Source organism: Rhizobium sp. 007, assembly GCF_015353075.1.
GTDB lineage: Bacteria > Pseudomonadota > Alphaproteobacteria > Rhizobiales > Rhizobiaceae > Rhizobium.
Genome location: NZ_CP064191.1, coordinates 46468 through 67135 on the forward strand (window position 1 = coordinate 46468; position 20668 = coordinate 67135).

The window sequence follows — 20668 nt, forward strand, 5'->3', positions numbered from 1 at the left end:
TTAAACGGGGTCTTCCTCAATTTGTGTGGTTAACAGACCGTTAGCAATGATGCCGGTATGGGCTGGCATGCGAACGAAATCGAAATGGTCGTCCGGTCCGGGTATTAAAGTGCAGAGCGTTGTATATTGGGTTGTGTCTGCTTGCGGGCCAACGTCTGGCATATGCCCTGATTGCCGATACCGGACCAGAACTCGGCAGGGTTGGTCGTACCGCAGTCTTCAAGACCTGCCGATCCAAGGTAATGTCGTGACGGTGAAGCTCCAGTTGAGCCGCTAACGTTGCACGCATCTGCAGTGCAAACGGAAAACGTTTACCGATCGGATCCCAGCGATTGCCTCCCCTATGCCCGCCGGACAACGAGGGTGGACAATACGGGCGGGCGGCCCGGCGAACGCTTGATGCAGCGGCTCGGGATGCCGATCAGCGACGACACCTTCGGCACTTGAAGCGGAATGCTGCACGGGCCGACGACGACGCCCCGACTCGGATCGTCGGCATCGATGACTGGAGTTGGAGGAAATCGTGGCGCTACGGCACGATCATCGTCGATCGTGAGCGTCGAAAGGTCGTGGACATTCTCGAAGACCGGAGCGTGGTAAGCGTTGCGCAATGGTCGGAGCGGCACCCCCAATATCGAGGTCGTGAGCCGAGATCGATGCGGGCTTTACGCGCAGCTCGTGAAGGCGCGCCGCAAGCATCTCAGGTGGCGGATCTCTTTCATCTCGTTCAAAATTTGCGCCACGCTATCGAGGAACAAATGAGCCTTTGCGGCCGCGCTACAGGCAGAGCATTGTTGGCCCCACGAGGACATCGAGATTTATAATGATGATCGAGCTTTGCATGAGCAGGCCCCCGAAACGCCGAGGCGCAATCAGCTTCGCCGCGCGCATCGGCAGTCTCGGGAAGGATGTGTTCGAGACGATCCACGCCTTGAGCAAAGAGGGCCTGTCGTGCTCGGAGATTGCACGTCGCACAGGATATGGCCGACGCAGCATCGCGAAATGGCTAACTTTCGCGGCGCCACCCGACCGACGCAGGGCCGCGCTGCAGCCGACATCTCCTCTATATTCGAAGCGTTTCTCACCCAGTGTTGGAAGGATGGCAATCGCTGCGGACGGCATCTGTTCCACGATATCAGGCACCGCGGATACACCGGCAGCTTCTCCAATCTTGAACGCCTCCTGGCAACCTGGCGCCGAGCCGAGAGGCCGGGAAAGGATAAAGATGATGCGGTACCGGCTCCGATCGTTCTCGCTGACCAAACCTATGACAATGCGCCTGTGCGTGATCCGCAAACCGGACATTTGATCTCACCGGTTATCGCCGCTGCTCTTTGCATAAAGCCGCGCGGAACGCTGACAATCAATCTGGCGCGGAAAGTCGATGCCCTCAAACAGGGATCACCGACGTTTGCGGTTTTGCGCAAGTTTGCCATGCGGTTTCGCAGTATATTTCGTAGCCGGGCTTCGGGGAAACTCGAAGAATGGATCGATGATGCCATTCACTCCGGGCTCGCTTCCTTGGCCCGTTTTGCCCGCGTTCTTCGCCGTGATATCGACGCCGTCTGTAACGCCATCGATCTACCCTGGAGCAATGGTCAGGCAGAAGGTCAGATAAACCGCCTGAAGACGATCAAACGTGCAATGTATGGCAGGGCGGGCCTAGAGCTTCTCAGAGCACGGATGATGCCGATCAAATTGGCCGATCTCCACACAAAGTGAGGAAGACCCAGCTTCGGTTCCATACTGGACGTCCGATCATGCCCTACAGACGAACCCTGACTTCTGCGCCAAGCTAAGGCGACCGACATACCTTGCGTTGACCTACTGTCGGGTTTGTCGCGTCCGCGACATGGTGATGTTCGGCCCGGGCGTGCCGCGCTCAGTTAAGACATTGAATGATTTGCAGAGCAGTTTATCTGAGGCGCTCCCTGCGCAGTTGGCACGATTCTTGCTGCCCTAGTTGTACGGCGGCACACGTCGGCATGCCCTTCCATCGCTTAGAGAGTGGAGTGCCACCATGTCCGAACAACCCTTGCCGACGCTGCCGATGTGGCGCGTCGATCACATCGAGCCCTCGCCCGAGATGTTGGCGCTACGCGCCAACGGTCCGATCCACCGCGTGCGCTTCCCGTCCGGGCACGAAGGCTGGTGGGTGAAAGGCTACGACGAGGCCAAGGCGGTGCTGTCCGACGCGGCGTTCCGGCCCGCGGGAATGCCGCCGGCGGCATTCACTCCGGATACGGTGATTCTCGGTTCGCCGGGGTGGCTGGTCTCGCACGAGGGGGGCGAGCATGCCCGGTTACGCACGATCGTGGCGCCGGCCTTCAGCAACCGCAGGGTGAAGCTGCTCGCGCAGCAGGTCGAGGCGATCGCCGCGCAGTTGTTCGAGACGCTGGCGGCCCAGCCCCAGCCCGCCGACCTGCGGCGCCACCTCTCCTTTCCGCTTCCGGCCATGGTCATCAGCGCGCTGATGGGCCTGCTCTACGAGGATCACGCCTTCCTCGCCGGGCTGTCCGACGAGGTGATGACGCACCAGCATGAAAGCGGCGCCTCGCGCCAGGCCTTGGAAGAACTGCGCGCCTACATTCGCGGCAAGATGCGGGACAAGCGCCAGGATCCGGGCGACAACCTGCTGACGGATCTGCTCGCGGCAATCGACCAGGGCAAGGCGACCGAGGAAGAGGCGATCGGCCTGGCGGCGGGCATGCTGGTGGCGGGCACGAGAGCACCGTCGCGCAGATCGAATTCGGCCTGCTGGCCATGTTCCGCCATCCGCAACAGCGCGAACGCCTGGTCGGCGATCCATCCCTGGTGGACAAGGCGGTGGAGGAAATCCTGCGCATGTACCCGCCGGGCGCGGGCTGGGACGGCATCATGCGCTATCCGAGGACCGACGTGACCATCGCGGGCGTGCATATTCCCGCGGAGAGCAAGGTGCTGGTCGGGCCTGCCGGCGACGTCGTTCGATCCGCGCCATTTCGACGACCCGGAAACCTTCGACATCGGACGCGACGAAAAGCTGCACCTGGCGTTCTCCTACGGGCCGCACTACTGCATCGGCGTGGCGCTGCCCAGACGGGAACTCAAGGTGGTGTTCGGTTCGATCTTCCAGCGCTTTCCCGCGCTGCGCCTGGCCGTGGCGCCAGAAGAACTGACGTTGCGCAAAGAGATCATCACTGGCGGGTTCGCGGAGTTCCCGGTGCTCTGGTGATGCGCGGACGCCGACGGGAATCGCGATCCTCTCCGCAATTTGCCGGCGCGCCTGGCGCGCGCCGGTCAGATCAGCCAGCCAAGAGGTAACCAAGATGGACGTGCAAGAAACCACGGCAGCATGCCGGGACGCCTTCGCCGAACTGGCGTCGCCAGCGTGCACCCACGACCCGTATCCGTTCATGCGGTGGTTGCGCGAGCACGATCCGGTGCATCGCGCGGCGTCGGGCCTCTTTCTGTTGAGCCGCCACGCCGACATCTACGAGGCGCTCAAGGCCACGGGCGATGCGTTTCGGGGACCGGCGCCGGGCGAACTGGCGCGCTATTTCCCGCGTGCGGCGACCAGCCTGTCGGTCAATCTGATGGCGTCCACGCTAGCGATGAAGGACCCACCGACGCATACGCGTCTGCGCCGGCTGATCTCGCGCGACTTCACCATGCGCCAGATCGACAACCTGCGGCCGAGCACCGCGCGCATCGTCGCAGCGCGCCTGGACGGCATGGCGCCCGCGCTGGAGCGCGGGGAGGCGGTGGACCTGCATCGGGAATTCGCGCTGGCCTTGCCCATGCTGGTCTTCGCCGAACTGTTCGGCCTGCCCCAGGACGACATGTTGGGGCTCGCCGCCGGCATCGGCGCCATTGTGGAAGGCCTGGGCCCGCACGCCAGCGATCCCCAGCTCGCCGCGGCGGACGCGGCCAGCGCCAGGGTGCTGGCCTACTTCGGCGACCTCATACAGCGCAAGCGCACCGATCCCCGCCACGACATCGTGTCGATGCTGGTCGGCGCACACGACGACGATGCCGACACGCTGTCGGATGCGGAGTTGATCAGCATGCTGTGGGGCATGCTGCTGGGCGGCTTCGCCACCACTGCTGCGACCATCGACCATGCGGTCCTGGCGATGCTGGCGTATCCCGAACAGCGGCACTGGCTGCAGGGAGACGCCGTGGGGGTGAAGGCATTCGTCGAAGAAGTCCTGCGCTGCGACGCGCCCGTCCTGTTCAGCCCCACTCCGCGTATCGCCCAGCGCGACATCGAGCTGGGCGGCGTGGTGATCCCGAAGAACGCGGACGTGCGGTTGCTGATCGCGGCCGGCAATCGCGACCCGGACGCCTTCGCCGATCCCGACCGCTTCGATCCCGCGCGGTTCTACGGCACCAATCCTGGCGGCACCAATCCTGGCATGTCGACCGACGGGAAGATCATGCTGAGCTTCGGCCACGGCATCCACTTCTGCCCCGGTGCGCAACTGGCCCGGATGCAGTTGGCCGAGAGCCTGCCGCGGATCCAGGCGCGCTTCCCCACGCTGGCATTGGCCGAGCAGCCGACCCGGGAGCCCTCCGCGTTCCTTAGGACGTTCCGCGCGCTGCCGGTGCGGCTGCATGCGCAGGGGGGGCCTGAGATGCGCGTCGTGGTCGACCAGGATCTGTGCGGAACCACCGGGCAGTGCGTGCTGACGCTGCCGGGCACCTTTCGCCAGCGCGAACCGGACGGCGTGGCCGAAGTGTGCGTGGCGACGGTCCCGCAGGCGCTGCACGCCGCCGTGCTGCTCGCGGCCAGCCAGTGCCCGGTCGCCGCCATCCGGGTCATCGAAAGCGACACTGGCGATGGCGAGCGCGCCAGCGCCGACCCTGCGCCTTCTCCGGCGGAGGCTGAGCGGCATGCCGCGAAAGACCAACGCAATCCAGGAGGACACGATGGGACGGTTTGAAGGCAAAGTGGCCGTGGTGACCGGCGCCGGCATCGGCAAGGGACGTGGCCGCGCTGGTGGCCTTCCTGCTCTCCGACGATGCTGCGTTCATCACCGGCCAGGTCGTGTGCATCGACGGCGGCATGCTGGCGCATGTGCCGACTTACGCCGACGGTGGCAACAGCCGCGCCGCGCGGCCTGCCGGCGACACCGCCGAAGCGGCGCGCTGCTGATGGACATGCTGCTCAACCCGCTGGACCGTCGGCACCGGCTGCGGTACGACATCCCGGTCGTGCCCGGCGCTTTCCCCCTGGTCGGGCATCTTCCCGCCATCGTCTGCGACCTGCCGCGCCTGCTGCGGCGCGCGGAACGGACGCTGGGCAGCCACTTCTGGCTGGATTTCGGCCCTGCCGGACACCTGATGACCTGCGTGGATCCGGATTCGTTCGCACTGCTCCGGCACAAGGACGTGTCCTCGGCGCTGATCGAAGAGATCGCGCCCGAATTGCTTGGCGGAACGTTGGTCACCCAGGACGGCGGCGCGCACCGGCAGGCGCGCGATGCGATCAAGGCGGCGTTCCTGCCCAAGGGGCTGACCCAGGCCGGCATCGGCGACCTGTTCGCGCCCGTCATCCAGGCGCGGGTGCGGGCGTGGCGCGACCGCGGCGACGTAGCCATCCTGCGCGAAACCGGCGACCTGATGCTCAAGCTCATCTTCAGCCTCATGGGAATCCCCGCCCAGGACCTGCCGGGATGGCATCGCAAGTACCGGCAACTGCTGCAGTTGATCGTCGCGCCCCCGGTCGACCTGCCCGGACTGCCCTTGCGGCGCGGCCGCGCCGCCCGCGACTGGATCGACGCGCAGTTGCGCCAGTTCGTCCGCGACGCGCGCGCGCATGCCGCGCGCACCGGGTTGATCAACGACATGGTGAGCGCCTTCGATCGCAGCGACGATGCGCTCTCCGATGACGTCCTGGTCGCCAATATCCGCTTGCTGCTGTTTGGCGGTCACGAGACCACCGCCTCGACGATGGCCTGGATGGTGATCGAGCTGGCGCGGCAGCCTGTGCTGTGGGACGCCCTGGTCGAAGAGGCGCAACGCGTGGGCGCCGTGCCGACCCGGCACGCGGACCTGGCGCAGTGTCCGGTTGCCGAGGCGCTGTTCCGAGAGACGCTGCGCCTGCATCCGGCGGTCACGCTCCTGCCGCGTCGCGCGCTGCAGGAATTGCAACTCGGCCAACGGCGCATTCCCGCGGGCACCCATCTGTGCATCCCGCTGCTGCATTTCTCGACCTCGGCGCTGCTGCACGAGGCGCCTGATCAGTTCCGCCTGGCGCGGTGGCTGCAACGCACGGAGCCGATCCGACCGGTGGACATGCTGCAGTTCGGTACCGGCCCACACGTCTGCATCGGCTACCACCTGGTATGGCTGGAACTGGTGCAATTCTCCATCGCCTTGGCGCTGACCATGCACAAGGCCGGGGTGCGGCCGCGGTTGCTGAGCGGCGTCGAAAAAGGCCGGCGCTATTACCCGACCGCACATCCGTCCATGACAACCCGCATCGGATTCTCATGAGCTGGCATCGCATGCCCCTTGTGGCGAGGCAGCGGCGCCGGCGACGCGCGGCATTGCTGCGCTCGGCGCGCGCGCTCGGTGCGAACGCCGGCAACACCGCGGCGGTTCGCCGCTCGCCGTGGCCGTCTCCTGTCAGGTACAAGGACATGAACAACATGCAGACCGGTTCCACGCTACACGACGACCGAACTTGCGTTTCCGCGCTCGGCGGATTGGGCGCGCAGGCGCGCGGCGCATCCGGCAGGCTGCTGCCGGAGATCTGGATGCAGGACGGCGCAAAGCGGGTCGAACAGGCGCTGGCGCGTCTTCTCTGCGCCGAAGACGACGGTGAGACCGAGCTGATGGCGGCGATGCGCTACGCCACCTTGCAAGGCGGGAAGCGCACCCGCGCCTTGCTCTGTCTGGCTGCCGGCGCACTGGCCGACACGCCGGCGCACATGCTCGACGACGTCGGCGCCGCCATCGAGATGATGCACGCCTGTACCCTGGTCCACGACGACCTGCCCGCGATGGACGACGACGTGCTTCGCCGCGGCCTTCCGACCGTGCACGTCAAGTTCGGCGAAGCCACTGCGATTCTGGTCGGCGATGCGCTGCAGGCGCACGCCTTCCTGACCCTGGCGAGCCTGGATGCGCCGGGCGACAACCGTATCGCGCTCGTGCGCGAACTGGCGCAGGCGGTGTCCGCCGAGGGTGCCGCAGGCGGGCAGGCCATGGATCTGTCGCTGGTCGGAAAGCACGTCGAGCTGGACAGGATCGTGGCGATGCACCGGATGAAGAGCGGAGCGCTAGTGCGCGCGTCCGTTCGCATGGGCGCGATATGCGCCATCGCGGAGGATGCCGCGCACGCTGCGCTGTACTGTGCGCTCGATCGCTACAGCGCCTGCTTCGGCCTGGCGTTGCAGGTGGTCGACGACATTCTCGACGCGACAGCGGATACCGCGACGCTGGGCAAGACCCCCGGCAAGGACGCGGCGGCGCAGAAGCCGACCTGCGCGTCGATCATGGGGCTGCAGGCAGCGCGCCAGTTCGCGCTGGATCTGTTGCGCGACGCCGGGGAGGCCATCGCCCCGCTGGGGCCGCGTGCGGAACGGTTGGCGCAGATGCTGCAGCGCGCCAACGCGTATCTGTTCAAGCACGCGCCATGCGCATGAGCGCGCGCGTCCGCGTGGAGTCGCCCCTGTGCCGCTGCGATCGGCCGGCGGCAGCGGTGCATGCTGCGCTGTGTCCGAGTCCGCGGCGCCGATCGCAGCGGTTGGCCAGCACGGTCGCGGCGCACGCGGCGCGCTGCGCGCAAGCCCATGCGGCGGACCGGCGCCAGCATCGGGGCGCGTCGCCGCGCCGGAGCAGGCCGGCCGTCCGGCGCTGCCCATGTGCGCGGCGTCTGCCCGATCCTGGTTCTCGTCAACCGTCTGCAGAAGGAACATCCCGCGTGAACGCGCTGTCCGAACAGATCCTTTCCGAATTGCGCCACCTGCTGAGCGAGATGAGCGACGGCGGCAGCGTCGGTCCGTCCGTCTACGACACGGCGCGAGCTCTGCAGTTCCACGGCAACGTCACCGATCGGCAGGACGCATACGCGTGGCTCATCGCGCAGCAACGGGCCGATGGCGGATGGGGAAGCGCGGACTTCCCGCTGTTCCGCCATGCGCCCACGTGGGTGGCGTGGCTGGCATTGCAGCGTGCCGATCCTCTTCCCGGCGCTGCCGACGCAGTCCAGGCTGCAACCCGGTTCCTCGAGCGCCAGCCCGATCCCTACGCGCATGCGGTGCCGGAAGACGCGCCAATCGGCGCGGAGCTGATCCTGCCGCAGTTGTGCGGCGAGGCCGCATCCTTGCTGGGCCGCGTGGCGTTTCCGCGCCACCCGGCGCTGTTGCCGTTGCGGCAAGCGTGCCTGGTCAAGCTGAGGGCGGTGGCGACGTTGCCGAGCGGCCATCCGTTGTTGCACTCCTGGGAAGCCTGGGGGACGTCGCCGACCACCGCATGCCCGGATGACTACGGCAGCATCGGCATCAGTCCGGCGGCCACCGCCGCGTGGCGTGCGCACGCCGTGACACAGGGGAGCACGCCGCAGGTCGGGCGCGCCGACGCGTATCTGCAGGCGGCATCGCGGGCGACGCGCAGCGGCATCGAAGGTGTCGTTCCCAACGTCTGGCCGATCAATGTGTTCGAGCCATGCTGGTCGCTGTACACCCTGTATCTGGCCGGGCTGTTCGCGCATCCCGCGCTCGCCGAGGCGGTGCGCGTGATCGTCGCGCAGCTCGACGCCCGCCTGGGCGTGCGCGGTCTGGGCCCGGCTTTGCACTTCGCGGCCGATGCGGACGACACCGCCGTTGCGTTGTGCGTCCTGCGCCTTGCAGGCCGCGACCCGGCGGTCGATGCGTTGCGCCATTTCGAAATCGGCGAGCTGTTCGTCACCTTCCCCGGCGAGCGCAATGCCTCGGTGTCGACCAACATCCATGCCCTGCATGCGTTGCGACTGTTGGGAAAGCCCGCCGCCGGCACCAGCGCCTACGTCGAGGCCAATCGCAACCCGCACGGTCTATGGGATAACGAAAAATGGCACGTTTCGTGGCTGTATCCCACCGCGCATGCGGTCGCTGCGCTGGCGCAAGGCAAGCCCCAGTGGCGCGACGAGCGCGCGCTTGCGGCGCTGCTGCAGGCGCAGCGCTACGACGGCGGCTGGGGCGCCGGTCGCGCGTCCACATTCGAGGAAACCGCCTATGCGCTGTTCGCGTTGCACGTGATGGACCGGAGCGAAGAGCCGACAGGGCGCCGGCGCATCGCGCAGGCGGTGGCGCGTGCGCTGGAGTGGATGCTCGCCCGCCATGCGGCGCATGCATTGCCGCAGACGCCGCTGTGGATCGGCAAGGAACTGTATTGCCCCACCCGGGTCGTGCGCGTGGCCGAACTCGCCGGATTGTGGCTGGCGCTTCGTTGGGGGCGGCGCGTCCTGGCCGAGGGAGCAGGAGCGGCGCCATGATCCAGACCGAACGCACGCTGCAGCAGGTGCTGGAGTGGGGGCGTTCCCTGACCGGGTTCGCCGACGAGCATGCCGTGGAAGCGGTCAGGGGCGGCCAGTACATCCTGCAGCGCATCCACCCGAGCCTGCGCGACACCAGCGCCCGCACCGGCCGCGATCCGCAGGACGAAACGCTGATCGTGGCGTTCTATCGCGAACTGGCGCTGCTGTTCTGGCTCGACGATTGCAACGACCTTGGCCTGATCGCTCCGGAGCAGCTCGCCGCGGTGGAGCAGGCGCTGGGGCAGGGCGTGCCGTGCGCGCTCCCCGGATTCGAGGGCTGCGCTGTGCTGCGCGCTTCGCTGGCCGCGCTCGCCTACGATCGTCGCGACTATGCTCAGCTTCTCGACGATACCCGGTGCTACTGCGCGGCGCTGCGCGCCGGACACGCGCAGGCGGCAGGGGCGGAACGCTGGTCCTACGCCGAGTACCTGCACAACGGCATCGATTCGATCGCCTACGCGAACGTGTTCGGTTGCCTGTCGTTGCTGTGGGGGCTGGACATGGCGACCTTGCGCGCGCGTCCGGCGTTTCGCCAGGTCCTGCGGCTCATCTCCACGATAGGGCGCCTGCAGAACGATCTGCATGGACGCGACAAGGACAGGTCGGCCGGCGAGGCCGACAACGCGGCGATCCTGCTGCTGCAGCGCTATCCGGCTATGCCTGCGGTGGAGTTCCTCAACGAAGAGCTGGCCGGCCATACGCGCATGCTGCACCGGGCGATGGCGGAAGAACGCTTTCCCGAGCCGTGGGGACCGTTGATCGAGGCCATGGCGGCCATCCGCGCGCAGTACTACCAGACCTCGACCAGCCGCTACCGCAGCGACGCTGCGGGGGGAGGCCAGCGTGCGCCGGCCTGAACGCGCGGGAGGCGGCGGCGCGCGCGCGCTGCCGTCGGTCCGATCCCACGCAACGCCGTCGCCCGATGCGACGGATGGAGCGAGCATGAGCGACACCGCCCTGAGCGGGCGCAAGGACGACCATCTGGACATCGTGCTGGATCGGCGAACGGCGCCGGCCACGGTCGCCGCCGGCTGGGAGTACATCCGTTTCGAACACTGCGCATTGCCCGAGTTGGACCTGACGCAGATCGACCTGCGCGCCTCGCTGCTGGGCAAGACCATGCGCGCGCCGCTGCTAATCAGCTCCATGACCGGCGGCATGCCACGCGCCGAGGCCATCAACCGGCATCTGAGCGAGGCAGCGCAAGCCTTGGGGATCGCCATGTGCGTCGGTTCGCAGCGCGTGAGCCTGCAATCCCGCAACTCCCAGGGGCTGACGCGCGCGCTGCGCCGCCTGGCCCCAGACATTCCCTTGCTGGCCAATATCGGCGCCGCGCAACTGCGCGAGGCCGACGGCCTGGACCTGGCGCGCCGGGCGGTGGATGCGCTGGAGGCCGATGGACTCATCGTCCATCTCAATCCGCTGCAGGAAGCGGTACAGCCGGAGGGCGACCGCGACTGGCGCGGCGTCCTGGCGCAGATCGCTCGCGCCGCGCGCAGCGTGGGCGTGCCGATCGTGGCCAAGGAAGTGGGGTCGGGCCTGTCCGCCTCGGTGGCCTGTGCGCTCGTCGAGGCGGGCGTGGCGGTGATCGATGTCGCCGGCGCCGGCGGCACCAGTTGGGCCGCGGTGGAGGGCGAGCGCGCCCGCGATGCAGCCGACCGTGCAGTGGCGATGGCGTTCGCCGATTGGGGGATTCCGACCCCGGCCAGCGTGCAGGCGGTACGTCGGGCGCTGCCAACGGTGAAGCTGATCGCGTCGGGCGGGATCCGCGACGGCGTCGACGTGGCCAAGGCCATCCGCCTGGGCGCGGACATCGCCGGGCAGGCGGCCGGCGTGCTGCGCGCGGCGACGGTGTCCACCGAGGCGGTTGTCGCGCATTTCGAGATCGTCATCCGCCAGTTGGCCGTCGCCTGCTTCTGCACCGGATCGGCTGATCTGGCGGCGTTGCGTCAGGCGCGCTTGTTGCCCTCGGCGCATCTGCCCGCCGGTTGATGCCGGCGTCGCCCGCACGTAGCGGTGGGCGCCTAGCAGGCTGCTGAAATACCTACGCCAAAGATAGACTACTGATCCACCTTGGCGAGGCGGTTCGATGCGCGGGAGCGATGTGTTCATGGAACAGCTGTTCACGATGAAGCGGTTGGAGGATTTCGTTCCAGCCGATCATCCACTCCGCCCGATCCGGCTGACGGTCAATGAAGCGCTGGTGCGGCTAGACGGCTTGTTTTCCGGCATGTACGCCTGCAGTGCCAAAGGCGGTCGCCAAAAGGAACTCTAAAACAACTGATGAACCAGCGCCAAGTGATCTATGCGCAGGCCCAGCTCAGAATTGACCCTTTAATCGGAATCCCAATAAGAGCGCGGCTGAGTGCCGGAACAAGCTTCATGCCAAGCTTTGCATCGCCGTGCCCGAACCAACTCCTATCACGCCGACGAGGCACACCGGCGGTTCTGATGTGAAGGCCGCCGGTAAGTTCGGTCACAGCTCCGCCTGTTGCAGCGGCGATGTGAAGCCGCAGCTTTTCCGGAATTGTCTTGGTCTCCGCGCCAATAGAGGCTGGGTTTGCAGCAGCGGACGGCTCGTATCGCTCTCCAGTTGCCTCATGATCATGATCGGTATTGATCCAGATCGAGATCGCCCTCTGGCCGACGCGGTTGCGGGTCCTGTCATTGATGAAGGACCCTCCATCCCAAAGAAAGCTGGACGGATCGCGGGCGATGATGCTGGGCATCAGCGCCTCTGTCGTCAAAAGAGCTGGTCTTCTTGACCCCAGCCATGGAGCTCAACGTCCCGCGTCGGAGCGCTCTCTACTTCTGAAGGAAGTTACTAGGTCCGCTCGGGCTTGTTCGGAGGCTTTGCTGATGGACGTCGTGGTTGCTGTGGCATGCCCAGCCACCGGTCTATTGACAATATCAGTACGCTGCTCAGGCGGTAAAAAATCAGATGCGCCCAGCTGATGGGTGGGGGGCTGCATCGGCACGCGAGCCCCCGAATTGCCGATCTCGCTCAGCTGCCGCTTCCTGGGGAGGCTTTGCGGATTATCAGTCCTCTGCCTCTTCGCCGGTATCAGCAGCGCTGTGTAATGAGCAGTGTTGATGATGACGCCGCCGCTGTTCACGAGGTTGCTCCTGTCAAGTGTACTCGTCAGCTCGTCCTGGGCCTCGCGCGTCTTGCCCAAATGCCGTTCAAACGGCGCTGGCGCGACTTGTCGGGCTTGCTGCTCTTGCAAGACGGCGTGTTGCACCTGCGAGCCAGCTGCTACAAAAGCTTCCGCGGGGATTGCGGCAAGCTCGTGCGGCAAGCGCTCCTCCCTCAGTCGGTTTTGCAGCGCCTGCCGATCGGCGACGAGGTAGTTGAGGTCCAGCGGCAGCTGCGGGGCTGGCCGCTCTTCGTTCGCCAATCGACGAACCAGCTCGCGCGTGCCGTCCACCACGAAGACGCCGCAATCTACACCGTTGTTCTGCCGGGCCATGGCGGGTGACACCAGGGTGGTCGCGTCCAGTCTTGTTGCGAGCTGTTGTGCAGGCGCGTCGTTGTATCCCTGTCCATTGTGCTGGATGGAGTCGTAGTGATAGGCGACCGCTCTTTCTGGGTCGCGGCGATCAACGAGCAGCAGCGACCAATGCTCGATGCGGAGAGGATCCGGCGCCGGATCCATAGGATCGGCACTGTTCACTGGCAGGAACACGAAGTCGGCTGGGGCGTCGTTTTGATGATAGATGGACAGCACCTTATCTTGCACGTCCACGTCGGGACGGCGCAGTTGATGGGAGACCATCGCATCCACCAACCGCGTCCGGGCGGCGAGCGCTGGATGAGCCTCCTGCAGGTCCTGCGCCAGCAACTGGTAATCCCTGTGGATATGGGCGTCGCTCAGCAGTTCGGCGGCGCCGAGCACCGCCCCCTTGGGGAGGTTGGACGAGCCTGACGGAAAGGCTCCGATCTCAGCATCGGAGGAGGTGGTCAGATCGACCAACGGAACACCGCGATAGGTGTCGGGTGGCAGGAGGTTGCCCTGGTCAAGCGCATCCGGCGAGGGCCGGATCTGCTGTTCGCTGGCAGCCAACATTGGCGGGGCGGCGGCCTGAACTCCGGCGTGCCCAGAGCCCGCCGCGAAAGCGTCCGCCACGATGCTGTTGAGGTTATCCAGTCCAGCGGGCATCCCTGGGTCGCTGAAAAAAGACGAGGCGGGTCGATCGTCCTGCCGCTCCTGAAGCACCTCGCGGTACCCCTGCACCAGTCGCAGAAGCTCCTCCGGTTTGGTTGGCGGCTCGTCGGCACGATCATCGAACAGCGGCCGGAGCGCCTCGCGAACCGCGTCTGACATGGGGGACGGGGCAGCCCGCCCGGGCTCCTGAGAGCCGCCCGCTGAAACGGCCTCCGCCTCGCGAACCCGGTTCAACGCGGGCACGAGCTTGCGGTCGGCCGGGAACAAACTCTTGGCGAATTCGATCCGCGAATCGTGATCCAGCCCAGAGATCGTCTGCCCCCGACGCTCAAGCTCCTCAGAAAACTTGCGAAGACTACGACCATAGAGGGCACGGGTGCTTGGGGCCAACCTGCTGTCACCGGTCACCTGTTTTAAGACATGCGCGTCGGCCTTTGAGGGCATCCTCGGCCGCCCAGTAGGAGCTGAATAGCCCGGCTCATGATACGTACGAAGGGCGTTCAACGCGCTCTTGATATCCCTGTTTTCCGGAAAGTAAGCATCGACGTGATCGGCCAGGGATTGGTGATTCTTTAGATCAATCGCTTGGCCACGAGCGCCGAGATCATTCGCCAATCGGCGAAGTGCATTCGTGTATATATGGACCGTGTTCAGGCTGTAGTGTTGCTGAGCCGCAGCGTGAGTGATCGCCTGATCAATAAGGCGCCGGTGTTCGCTGGACAGATGGGGATAGTGGCGATCATGGTCGCCACTCGCGACAGGAGCCGGATCGGCTCGGCGCGCCTCGGCCAAGTGCTGCTCAAAGCCCACTTGCCGGGCTTGGCCCGCGGCGCCGAGCACCGCCCCCTTGCCAGCGGGCATCCCTGGGTCGCTGAAAAAAGACGAGGCGGGTCGATCGTCCTGCCGCCCCTGAAGCACCTCGCGGTACCCCTGCTCCAGTCGCAGAAGCTCCTCCGGTTTGGTTGGCGGCTCGTCGGCACGATCATCGAACAGCGGCCGGAGCGCCTCGCGAACCGCGTCTGACATGAGGGACGGGGCAGCCCGCCCGGGCTCCTGAGAGCCGCCCGCGGAAACGGCCTCCGCCTCGCGAACCCGGTTCAACGCGCGCAAGAGCGTGCGGTCGGCCGGGAACAAACTCTCAGCTAATTTGATCCGCGAATCGTGATCCAGCCCAGAGATCGTCTGGCCCCGACGCTCAAGCTCCTCAGAAAACTTGCGAAGACTACGACCATAGAGGGCACGGGTGCTTGCGGCCAACCTGCTGTCACCGGTCACCTGTTCTAAGACATGCGCGTCGGCCTTTGAGGGCATCCTCGGCCCAGTAGGAGCTGAATAACCCGGCTCATGATACGTACGAAGGGCGTTCAACGCGCTCTTGATATTCCTGTTTTCCGGAAAGAAAGCATCGACGTGATCGGCCAGGGATTGGTGATTCTTTAGATCAATCGCTTGGCCACGAGCGCCGAGATCATTCGCCAATCGGCGAAGTGAACTCGTGTATATATAGACCGTGCTCGGGCCAAGGTGATGCTGAGCTGCAACGTGAGTGATCGCCCGATCAATAAGGCGCCGGTGTTCGCTGGACAGATGGGGATACTGGCGATCATGGTCGCCACTCGCGACAGGAGCCGGATCGGCTCGGCGCGCCTCGGCCAAGTGCTGCTCAAAGCCCACTTGCCGGGCCTGGCCCGATTGCCCCATGACGCCGCCGCTGTTCACGAGGTTGCTCCTGTCAAGTGTACTCGTCAGCTCGCCCTGGGCCTCGCGCGTCTTGCCCAAATGCCGTTCAAACGGCGCTGGCGCGACTTGTCGGGCTTGCTGCTCTTGCAAGACGGCGTGTTGCACCTGCGAGCCAGCTGCTACAAAAGCTTCCGCGGGGATTGCGGCAAGCTCGTGCGGCAAGCGCTCCTCCCTCAGTCGGTTTTGCAGCGCCTGCCGATCGGCGACGAGGTAGTTGAGGTCCAGCGGCAGCTGCGGGGCTGGCCGCTCTTCGTTCGCCAATCGACGAACCAGCTCGCGCGTGCCGTCCACCACGAAGACGCCGCAATCTACACCGTTGTTCTGCCGGGCCATGGCGGGTGACACCAGGGTGGTCGCGTCCAGTCTTGTTGCGAGCTGTTGTGCAGGCGCGTCGTTGTATCCCTGTCCATTGTGCTGGATGGAGTCGTAGTGATAGGCGACCGCTCTTTCTGGGTCGCGGCGATCAACGAGCAGCAGCGACCAATGCTCGATGCGGAGAGGATCCGGCGCCGGATCCATAGGATCGGCACTGTTCACTGGCAGGAACACGAAGTCGGCTGGGGCGTCGTTTTGATGATAGATGGACAGCACCTTATCTTGCACGTCCACGTCGGGACGGCGCAGTTGATGGGAGACCATCGCATCCACCAACCGCGTCCGGGCGGCGAGCGCTGGATGAGCCTCCTGCAGGTCCTGCGCCAGCAACTGGTAATCCCTGTGGATATGGGCGTCGCTCAGCAGTTCGGCGGCGCCGAGCACCGCCCCCTTGGGGAGGTTGGACGAGCCTGACGGAAAGGCTCCGATCTCAGCATCGGAGGAGGTGGTCAGATCGACCAACGGAACACCGCGATAGGTGTCGGGTGGCAGGAGGTTGCCCTGGTCAAGCGCATCCGGCGAGGGCCGGATCTGCTGTTCGCTGGCAGCCAACATTGGCGGGGCGGCGGCCTGAACTCCGGCGTGCCCAGAGCCCGCCGCGAAAGCGTCCGCCACGATGCTGTTGAGGTTATCCAGTCCAGCGGGCATCCCTGGGTCGCTGAAAAAAGACGAGGCGGGTCGATCGTCCTGCCGCTCCTGAAGCACCTCGCGGTACCCCTGCACCAGTCGCAGAAGCTCCTCCGGTTTGGTTGGCGGCTCGTCGGCACGATCATCGAACAGCGGCCGGAGCGCCTCGCGAACCGCGTCTGACATGGGGGACGGGGCAGCCCGCCCGGGCTCCTGAGAGCCGCCCGCTGAAACGGCCTCCGCCTCGCGAACCCGGTTCAACGCGGGCACGAGCTTGCGGTCGGCCGGGAACAAACTCTCAGCTAATTTGATCCGCGAATCGTGATCCAGCCCAGAGATCGTCTGGCCCCGACGCTCAAGCTCCTCAGAAAACTTGCGAAGACTACGACCATAGAGGGCACGGGTGCTTGCGGCCAACCTGCTGTCACCGGTCACCTGTTCTAAGACATGCGCGTCGGCCTTTGAGGGCATCCTCGGCCACGGCTCGTGATAGAGTTTGATAGGTTGCATGATCAGTTTCTTGTCCATCGGTATTCCAGACTGCCTGTGGCGCCTACAAGGTTTTCAAATGCCCTAGATTGCGTGCTGTCTCGCGTGGGTCAGCGGTTATTAGGGTTCGGCAATATTGGTTACTAGCTCTTTTGGAAGGTCAGAGAGGTGAGTGTCTACCCCGGCGTTCCCGCCGTCACGGGGTGATATCGAGATCCACTGGTCGACTCCGAAGTCATGTCAACTGACCTATAAGGCTAGCATCGAAGCTTGGTCTGCTAAACCGATATAGCGTTACATTTGTAGTCCTGCACTTCTCCAGCTCTGCGGGGAAATTAATCTAAGCCCAAGAACGACTTGCCAACATCTTCCACACCATCAACACCCTCGCCATTGAGGCCATCGAAAGCGGACGCGAGCAGATTGCCAACGAAGCCATCGAGAAATGGGAGCCGGAGTTTGATGCCGAGGCCGCCTTCGCATGACGCCGGAACATCCTCTCGCATCCACCTAGCGCGACGTCCGCTGGGCGTTGAAACGTTGAAAGTCTCATCGCTAAGGTCGACAGAGCTATGGAATAGGGTAATAGATAATCTATAGCCAATATTTTCTAAATATATGCAGACCCGCGAAACAGCAGCCTCCGAATACATGGCCGCGGCCTATCTGGCCAACAAGGGCAACCATCGCCACTTCATGGAGAAGGAAATCTACGAGCAGCCCGAGGTCATCGCCGATGCGCTCGGTCATTGTATAATCTTCTTAGAAAATGGATCGGCCGTCGGTAACATCGCCAAGCTGCGCAAGGCCTCTGCCGTGATTTGCTGGAGCATGCCGTTTATCCCTTTGGCCCCCTCACGCTGCTTGGCTGTGCTTGGGGGCAACCCGGTCGAGAAAAGCATCGAATGCGGCAGCAACAGCGCGAATCACAAAGCGATGCTCCTGCCGCACGCGGATGAAACCATCTTCGATGTCCACGATCCCGTCCTCGGCCAGCATCGCCAAGCGTTCAGCTGAATCGAGAAAACGGATTGGGTCAAATCCGTGGGCGGCACAGATTGCCGGCACATCGGCCTCCAAATCGCACATCAGCCGATCGATGATTGCGGCTCGCACGCGGTCTTCGTCGCTGAGACGATAGCCCTTTGACGTCGCCAGACGGCCAGCTGCGATGTGCCGGCTGTAGGAATCCCGTGTGACCTCGTTCTGGACGTAACCCTCGCCGACACGGCCGATAGCTGACGCGCCAAAACCGATCAGGGTTTTGCAGGTGTCGGCCGAGTAACCCAGCGAGTTACGCCGCAGGCGCCCGGCAGTCTGTGCCAGCGCGAGCTCGTCGTCCGGCAAGGCGAAATGGTCGAGCCCGATCTCTCGGTAGCCGGCGGCAACCAGCGTCTCGGCCACGGCCGCAGCCTGTTCGGCGCGGGCAGCGCTGTCCGGCAGCGCTGTCTCCTCGATCAGGCGCTGATTCTTTATAGCGGACGGAATGTGCGCGTAGCCGAACACCGCAAGCCGGTTCGGGCGCATGGCGACCGCCGCCGCCGCGGTCTCGACGCAGGACTTCACCGTCTGATTCGGGAGACCGAAGATGAGGTCGAAATTGATGCGGCTTACTCCATGCCGGCGCAGCTCTTCGACGGCAGCGACCGTCTGCGCCTCACTCTGGACCCGGTTGATCGCTTTTTGAACAATGGGATCAAAGCTCTGCACCCGGAGGCTCGCGCGGTTCACCTCGGCTGCCCCTAGGGCTTCGGCTATCTCGGTCGTGAACGTGCGTGGGTCGATCTCGACGGCGATCGTAGCTGTTTTCCTTAGTGCGAAGCGGCGGCGCAGGAGCTCCATCAGAGCGAGGAGCTCAGCGGACCCGACGAGGGTCGGTGTTCCGCCGCCGAAATGCACGTCGCTCACGGGCAGTGCCTGCGGCGCTTGCTTCGAGACCAGCCGGATCTCGTCGCGCAGCAGCGCCAAATAATTGAGGATCGGCGCATCATGGCGGGCGATGGTGGTGGGGAAGCCGCAATACCAGCACAGCGATCGGCAGAACGGGACGTGGAGATAGAGCGACACCGGATCGTCAGCCGGTAGGTCCCTCAGCCATTCCTCATACGTCTCGGCACCGATCCTCGCGGAGAACTCCGGCACCGTCGGATAGATGGTGTACCAGGGCAGGCGGGCCTCGCGATATTTTGTCAGGAATGAGGTCTGCAACAGTTACCGTCCCATGCTGATAATTGCCATCCTTACCGCTGCGCTCTCCTGTGTCTTTGCGCTATGTCAATCCGTTCCGCTTTCGGCGCGCTCAACGGCGGTGATGTCAGGTTAACGCGTTTGAAGTTGGTCCTGCCTTGGCTGACAGGTTCAGGCGAGCGTACCGGTCATGGCTTTCCAATGCGCCATTGCTCCCAGGCGATGAAGGTGGAGAGAAAAGGCTGAAGGCTTGGACTGAGGAGGAACGAAGAGGTCGCGAATTGCGGAGAAGACTGAAATGAAGCAAGGTTTCCCGGGGATCGGAATCCCTGCATTGTCCGTTCTCGTTTCCGTATAGGCAGATGGGAATTTTCCGCCCGGTTATTCAGCCCTTTGTGCGATCGATGTCCGACGGTTGGCATGATCTGTCGTCTGGCAGCAGCATAAGAGCCGAGCTTGTCGGTGATCATGCGCTTCGGTGCCAGCCCCTGTTTCTTGAGCAGCCGTGTCAGCAATCGCTTTGCCTTGGTGTTGCGCCGGATCTGGACGATTTCATCGAGGACATAACCGTCCTGGTCGACTGCCCGCCACAGCGGGTATTTCCTGCGGCCGATGGTGGACCGAATTTCTTCGACCAACACCGGATGGTCTCGTATGAGACCACGATCCCCGTTCCAAAAGCATTTCCTCGACCAGGCGTAAGCTCAAGGGAACCGATAGTACAGCCAAACGGCATGGGCGATGATCTGAGAGCGGTGACGTTTATAGCTAACTGGCGAGTGGTTCATGCCCCCGCAAATAGCAGAGCCAAACTGACCACGAGTTAACCTGACATCACCGTGTGACCGCTACTTGCGGCGCGGTAGAGCGCAAGCTCGATATTGAAATCCGAGCTGTGTTCGGAGGAGCCGCAGTCGTAAACATAGGTGAATTTTGAGACCAGGCGATCACCATCGAATGTACGGCTCGTGCGGGAGGCTCGAATGTTTCGCTGCTGCCAGTGTGAAAGCCACCATGTCCAACCGGGTGCTGCGTCCTGTTGATCTTGAACCGTGCATCGGTCTGCGTCCCCCGAGTTCTACTTTTGTTATCCCGCCGCAGCCTTCCCCACGCCGGAGAAGCAATCGCACGTTGTCCGATCAAATCGGTTTCTACAGTGGGGGATGGTGACATGACAGCGCGGAGGCATACAGAATTCGTTTCCCGACGCGGTTTGACGTCGCGTATCGCAGTGGCAAAGCCCGGTCGAATGATCTATATTCCACTCATGACCGACGAACAGATTTCGAACTCGACAAAAAGGACCGTGGAAAAGGTGCTTCGCGACCGGCTCGCTGCCGCCGGCTTTGCGGGTGCGGAGATCCGTGCCGATCGGGATGGCGACGGCGATCCGATCCTGGTTGTCGATGTAAATTATGACTTCTCGGACAAGCCGATCAGCTCCAAGATCACTTTCGGGCTGTCGACGGAGGTGAGGAGGGCGCTTCTCGCCGTTGGCGAAGCGCGGTTCCCGCAGATCCGCCATCATTTCAACGAACAACAGAAAATTGCTAGCTAAATCCGTGTCCCACGACCTGAT

The 20668-nt window shown here is 64.3% G+C and carries 11 protein-coding genes and 6 pseudogenes; 12 read left to right on the forward strand and 5 right to left on the reverse strand.

Annotated features, from left to right (window positions below; translation table 11 throughout):
- Positions 1 to 67 precede the first annotated feature (67 nt).
- From ISN39_RS34190 to ISN39_RS34240, 11 genes and pseudogenes are all read left to right on the forward strand, one after another.
- Positions 68 to 1722 (forward strand): annotated as a pseudogene (locus ISN39_RS34190) (ISL3 family transposase).
- 298 nt (positions 1723 to 2020) lie between these two features.
- Positions 2021 to 3214 (forward strand): annotated as a pseudogene (locus tag ISN39_RS34195) (cytochrome P450).
- A gap of 94 nt (positions 3215 to 3308) precedes the next feature.
- Complete coding sequence (locus tag ISN39_RS34200; RefSeq protein WP_194732379.1) at positions 3309 to 4925, forward strand: cytochrome P450; 1617 nt, start codon at positions 3309 to 3311, stop codon at positions 4923 to 4925.
- 41 nt (positions 4926 to 4966) lie between these two features.
- Positions 4967 to 5137: pseudogene (locus tag ISN39_RS34205) on the forward strand (SDR family oxidoreductase); the annotation flags it as partial.
- Positions 5137 to 6480: a cytochrome P450 gene (locus ISN39_RS34210; RefSeq protein ID WP_194732380.1), complete on the forward strand. Its 1344-nt coding sequence runs from the start codon at positions 5137 to 5139 to the stop codon at positions 6478 to 6480. The pseudogene ISN39_RS34205 and the gene ISN39_RS34210, both read left to right, overlap by 1 nt.
- A 155-nt stretch (positions 6481 to 6635) precedes the next feature.
- Entirely contained in the window at positions 6636 to 7634 is a 999-nt protein-coding gene (locus ISN39_RS34215) for a polyprenyl synthetase family protein (protein ID WP_194732612.1), read from the forward strand.
- Positions 7635 to 7694: 60 nt separating this feature from the next.
- A complete protein-coding gene (locus ISN39_RS34220) occupies positions 7695 to 7916 on the forward strand; it encodes a hypothetical protein (protein ID WP_194732381.1) in 222 nt (73 codons plus the stop codon).
- Positions 7913 to 9463, forward strand: a complete 1551-nt coding sequence (locus tag ISN39_RS34225) for a hypothetical protein (protein ID WP_194732382.1) — start codon at positions 7913 to 7915, stop codon at positions 9461 to 9463. The genes ISN39_RS34220 and ISN39_RS34225 overlap by 4 nt, the downstream gene beginning before the upstream one ends.
- The gene (locus tag ISN39_RS34230) at positions 9460 to 10362 is read left to right on the forward strand and encodes a hypothetical protein (RefSeq protein WP_194732383.1); all 903 of its coding nucleotides are present in this window, start codon (positions 9460 to 9462) and stop codon (positions 10360 to 10362) included. The genes ISN39_RS34225 and ISN39_RS34230 overlap by 4 nt, the downstream gene beginning before the upstream one ends.
- An 85-nt stretch (positions 10363 to 10447) precedes the next feature.
- Positions 10448 to 11497, forward strand: a complete 1050-nt coding sequence (gene fni / locus ISN39_RS34235; protein ID WP_194732384.1) for a type 2 isopentenyl-diphosphate Delta-isomerase — start codon at positions 10448 to 10450, stop codon at positions 11495 to 11497.
- 97 nt (positions 11498 to 11594) lie between these two features.
- Positions 11595 to 11765, forward strand: a pseudogene (locus ISN39_RS34240) (IS5/IS1182 family transposase); the annotation flags it as partial.
- 43 nt (positions 11766 to 11808) lie between these two features.
- Here the strand turns inward: ISN39_RS34240 and ISN39_RS34245 are convergent.
- The 5 genes and pseudogenes from ISN39_RS34245 to ISN39_RS34270 all read right to left on the reverse strand — a co-directional run bounded on the left by ISN39_RS34245 (position 11809) and on the right by ISN39_RS34270 (position 19877).
- Complete coding sequence (locus tag ISN39_RS34245; RefSeq protein WP_194732385.1) at positions 11809 to 12234, reverse strand: hypothetical protein; 426 nt, start codon at positions 12232 to 12234, stop codon at positions 11809 to 11811.
- A 51-nt stretch (positions 12235 to 12285) separates the two neighbouring features.
- A pseudogene (locus ISN39_RS34250) lies at positions 12286 to 16893 on the reverse strand (hypothetical protein); the annotation flags it as partial.
- A gap of 603 nt (positions 16894 to 17496) precedes the next feature.
- The gene (locus tag ISN39_RS34260; RefSeq protein WP_194732656.1) at positions 17497 to 17652 is read right to left on the reverse strand and encodes a hypothetical protein; all 156 of its coding nucleotides are present in this window, start codon (positions 17650 to 17652) and stop codon (positions 17497 to 17499) included.
- A gap of 105 nt (positions 17653 to 17757) precedes the next feature.
- Entirely contained in the window at positions 17758 to 19110 is a 1353-nt protein-coding gene (gene hemN / locus ISN39_RS34265; protein WP_194732386.1) for an oxygen-independent coproporphyrinogen III oxidase, read from the reverse strand.
- 150 nt (positions 19111 to 19260) lie between these two features.
- Positions 19261 to 19877 (reverse strand): annotated as a pseudogene (locus tag ISN39_RS34270) (IS6 family transposase).
- A gap of 383 nt (positions 19878 to 20260) precedes the next feature.
- On the opposite strand from ISN39_RS34270, the gene ISN39_RS34275 reads away from it, so the two are divergent.
- The gene (locus tag ISN39_RS34275) at positions 20261 to 20647 is read left to right on the forward strand and encodes a hypothetical protein (RefSeq protein ID WP_246763611.1); all 387 of its coding nucleotides are present in this window, start codon (positions 20261 to 20263) and stop codon (positions 20645 to 20647) included.
- Positions 20648 to 20668: the final 21 nt, after the last annotated feature.

What these genes read in the sequence shown, in the direction of transcription:
- ISN39_RS34260 (WP_194732656.1), bottom strand. Translation starts at nt 17,652, where the DNA reads ATGACCGAGCGCATCGGCGATGACCTCGGGCTGCTCGTAGATTTCCTT.
- ISN39_RS34275 (WP_246763611.1), top strand. Translation starts at nt 20,261, where the DNA reads ATGACAGCGCGGAGGCATACAGAATTCGTTTCCCGACGCGGTTTGACG.
- ISN39_RS34215 (WP_194732612.1), top strand. Translation starts at nt 6,636, where the DNA reads ATGCAGACCGGTTCCACGCTACACGACGACCGAACTTGCGTTTCCGCG.
- ISN39_RS34220 (WP_194732381.1), top strand. Translation starts at nt 7,695, where the DNA reads ATGCTGCGCTGTGTCCGAGTCCGCGGCGCCGATCGCAGCGGTTGGCCA.
- fni (WP_194732384.1), top strand. Translation starts at nt 10,448, where the DNA reads ATGAGCGACACCGCCCTGAGCGGGCGCAAGGACGACCATCTGGACATC.
- ISN39_RS34230 (WP_194732383.1), top strand. Translation starts at nt 9,460, where the DNA reads ATGATCCAGACCGAACGCACGCTGCAGCAGGTGCTGGAGTGGGGGCGT.
- ISN39_RS34210 (WP_194732380.1), top strand. Translation starts at nt 5,137, where the DNA reads ATGGACATGCTGCTCAACCCGCTGGACCGTCGGCACCGGCTGCGGTAC.
- ISN39_RS34200 (WP_194732379.1), top strand. Translation starts at nt 3,309, where the DNA reads ATGGACGTGCAAGAAACCACGGCAGCATGCCGGGACGCCTTCGCCGAA.
- ISN39_RS34245 (WP_194732385.1), bottom strand. Translation starts at nt 12,234, where the DNA reads ATGCCCAGCATCATCGCCCGCGATCCGTCCAGCTTTCTTTGGGATGGA.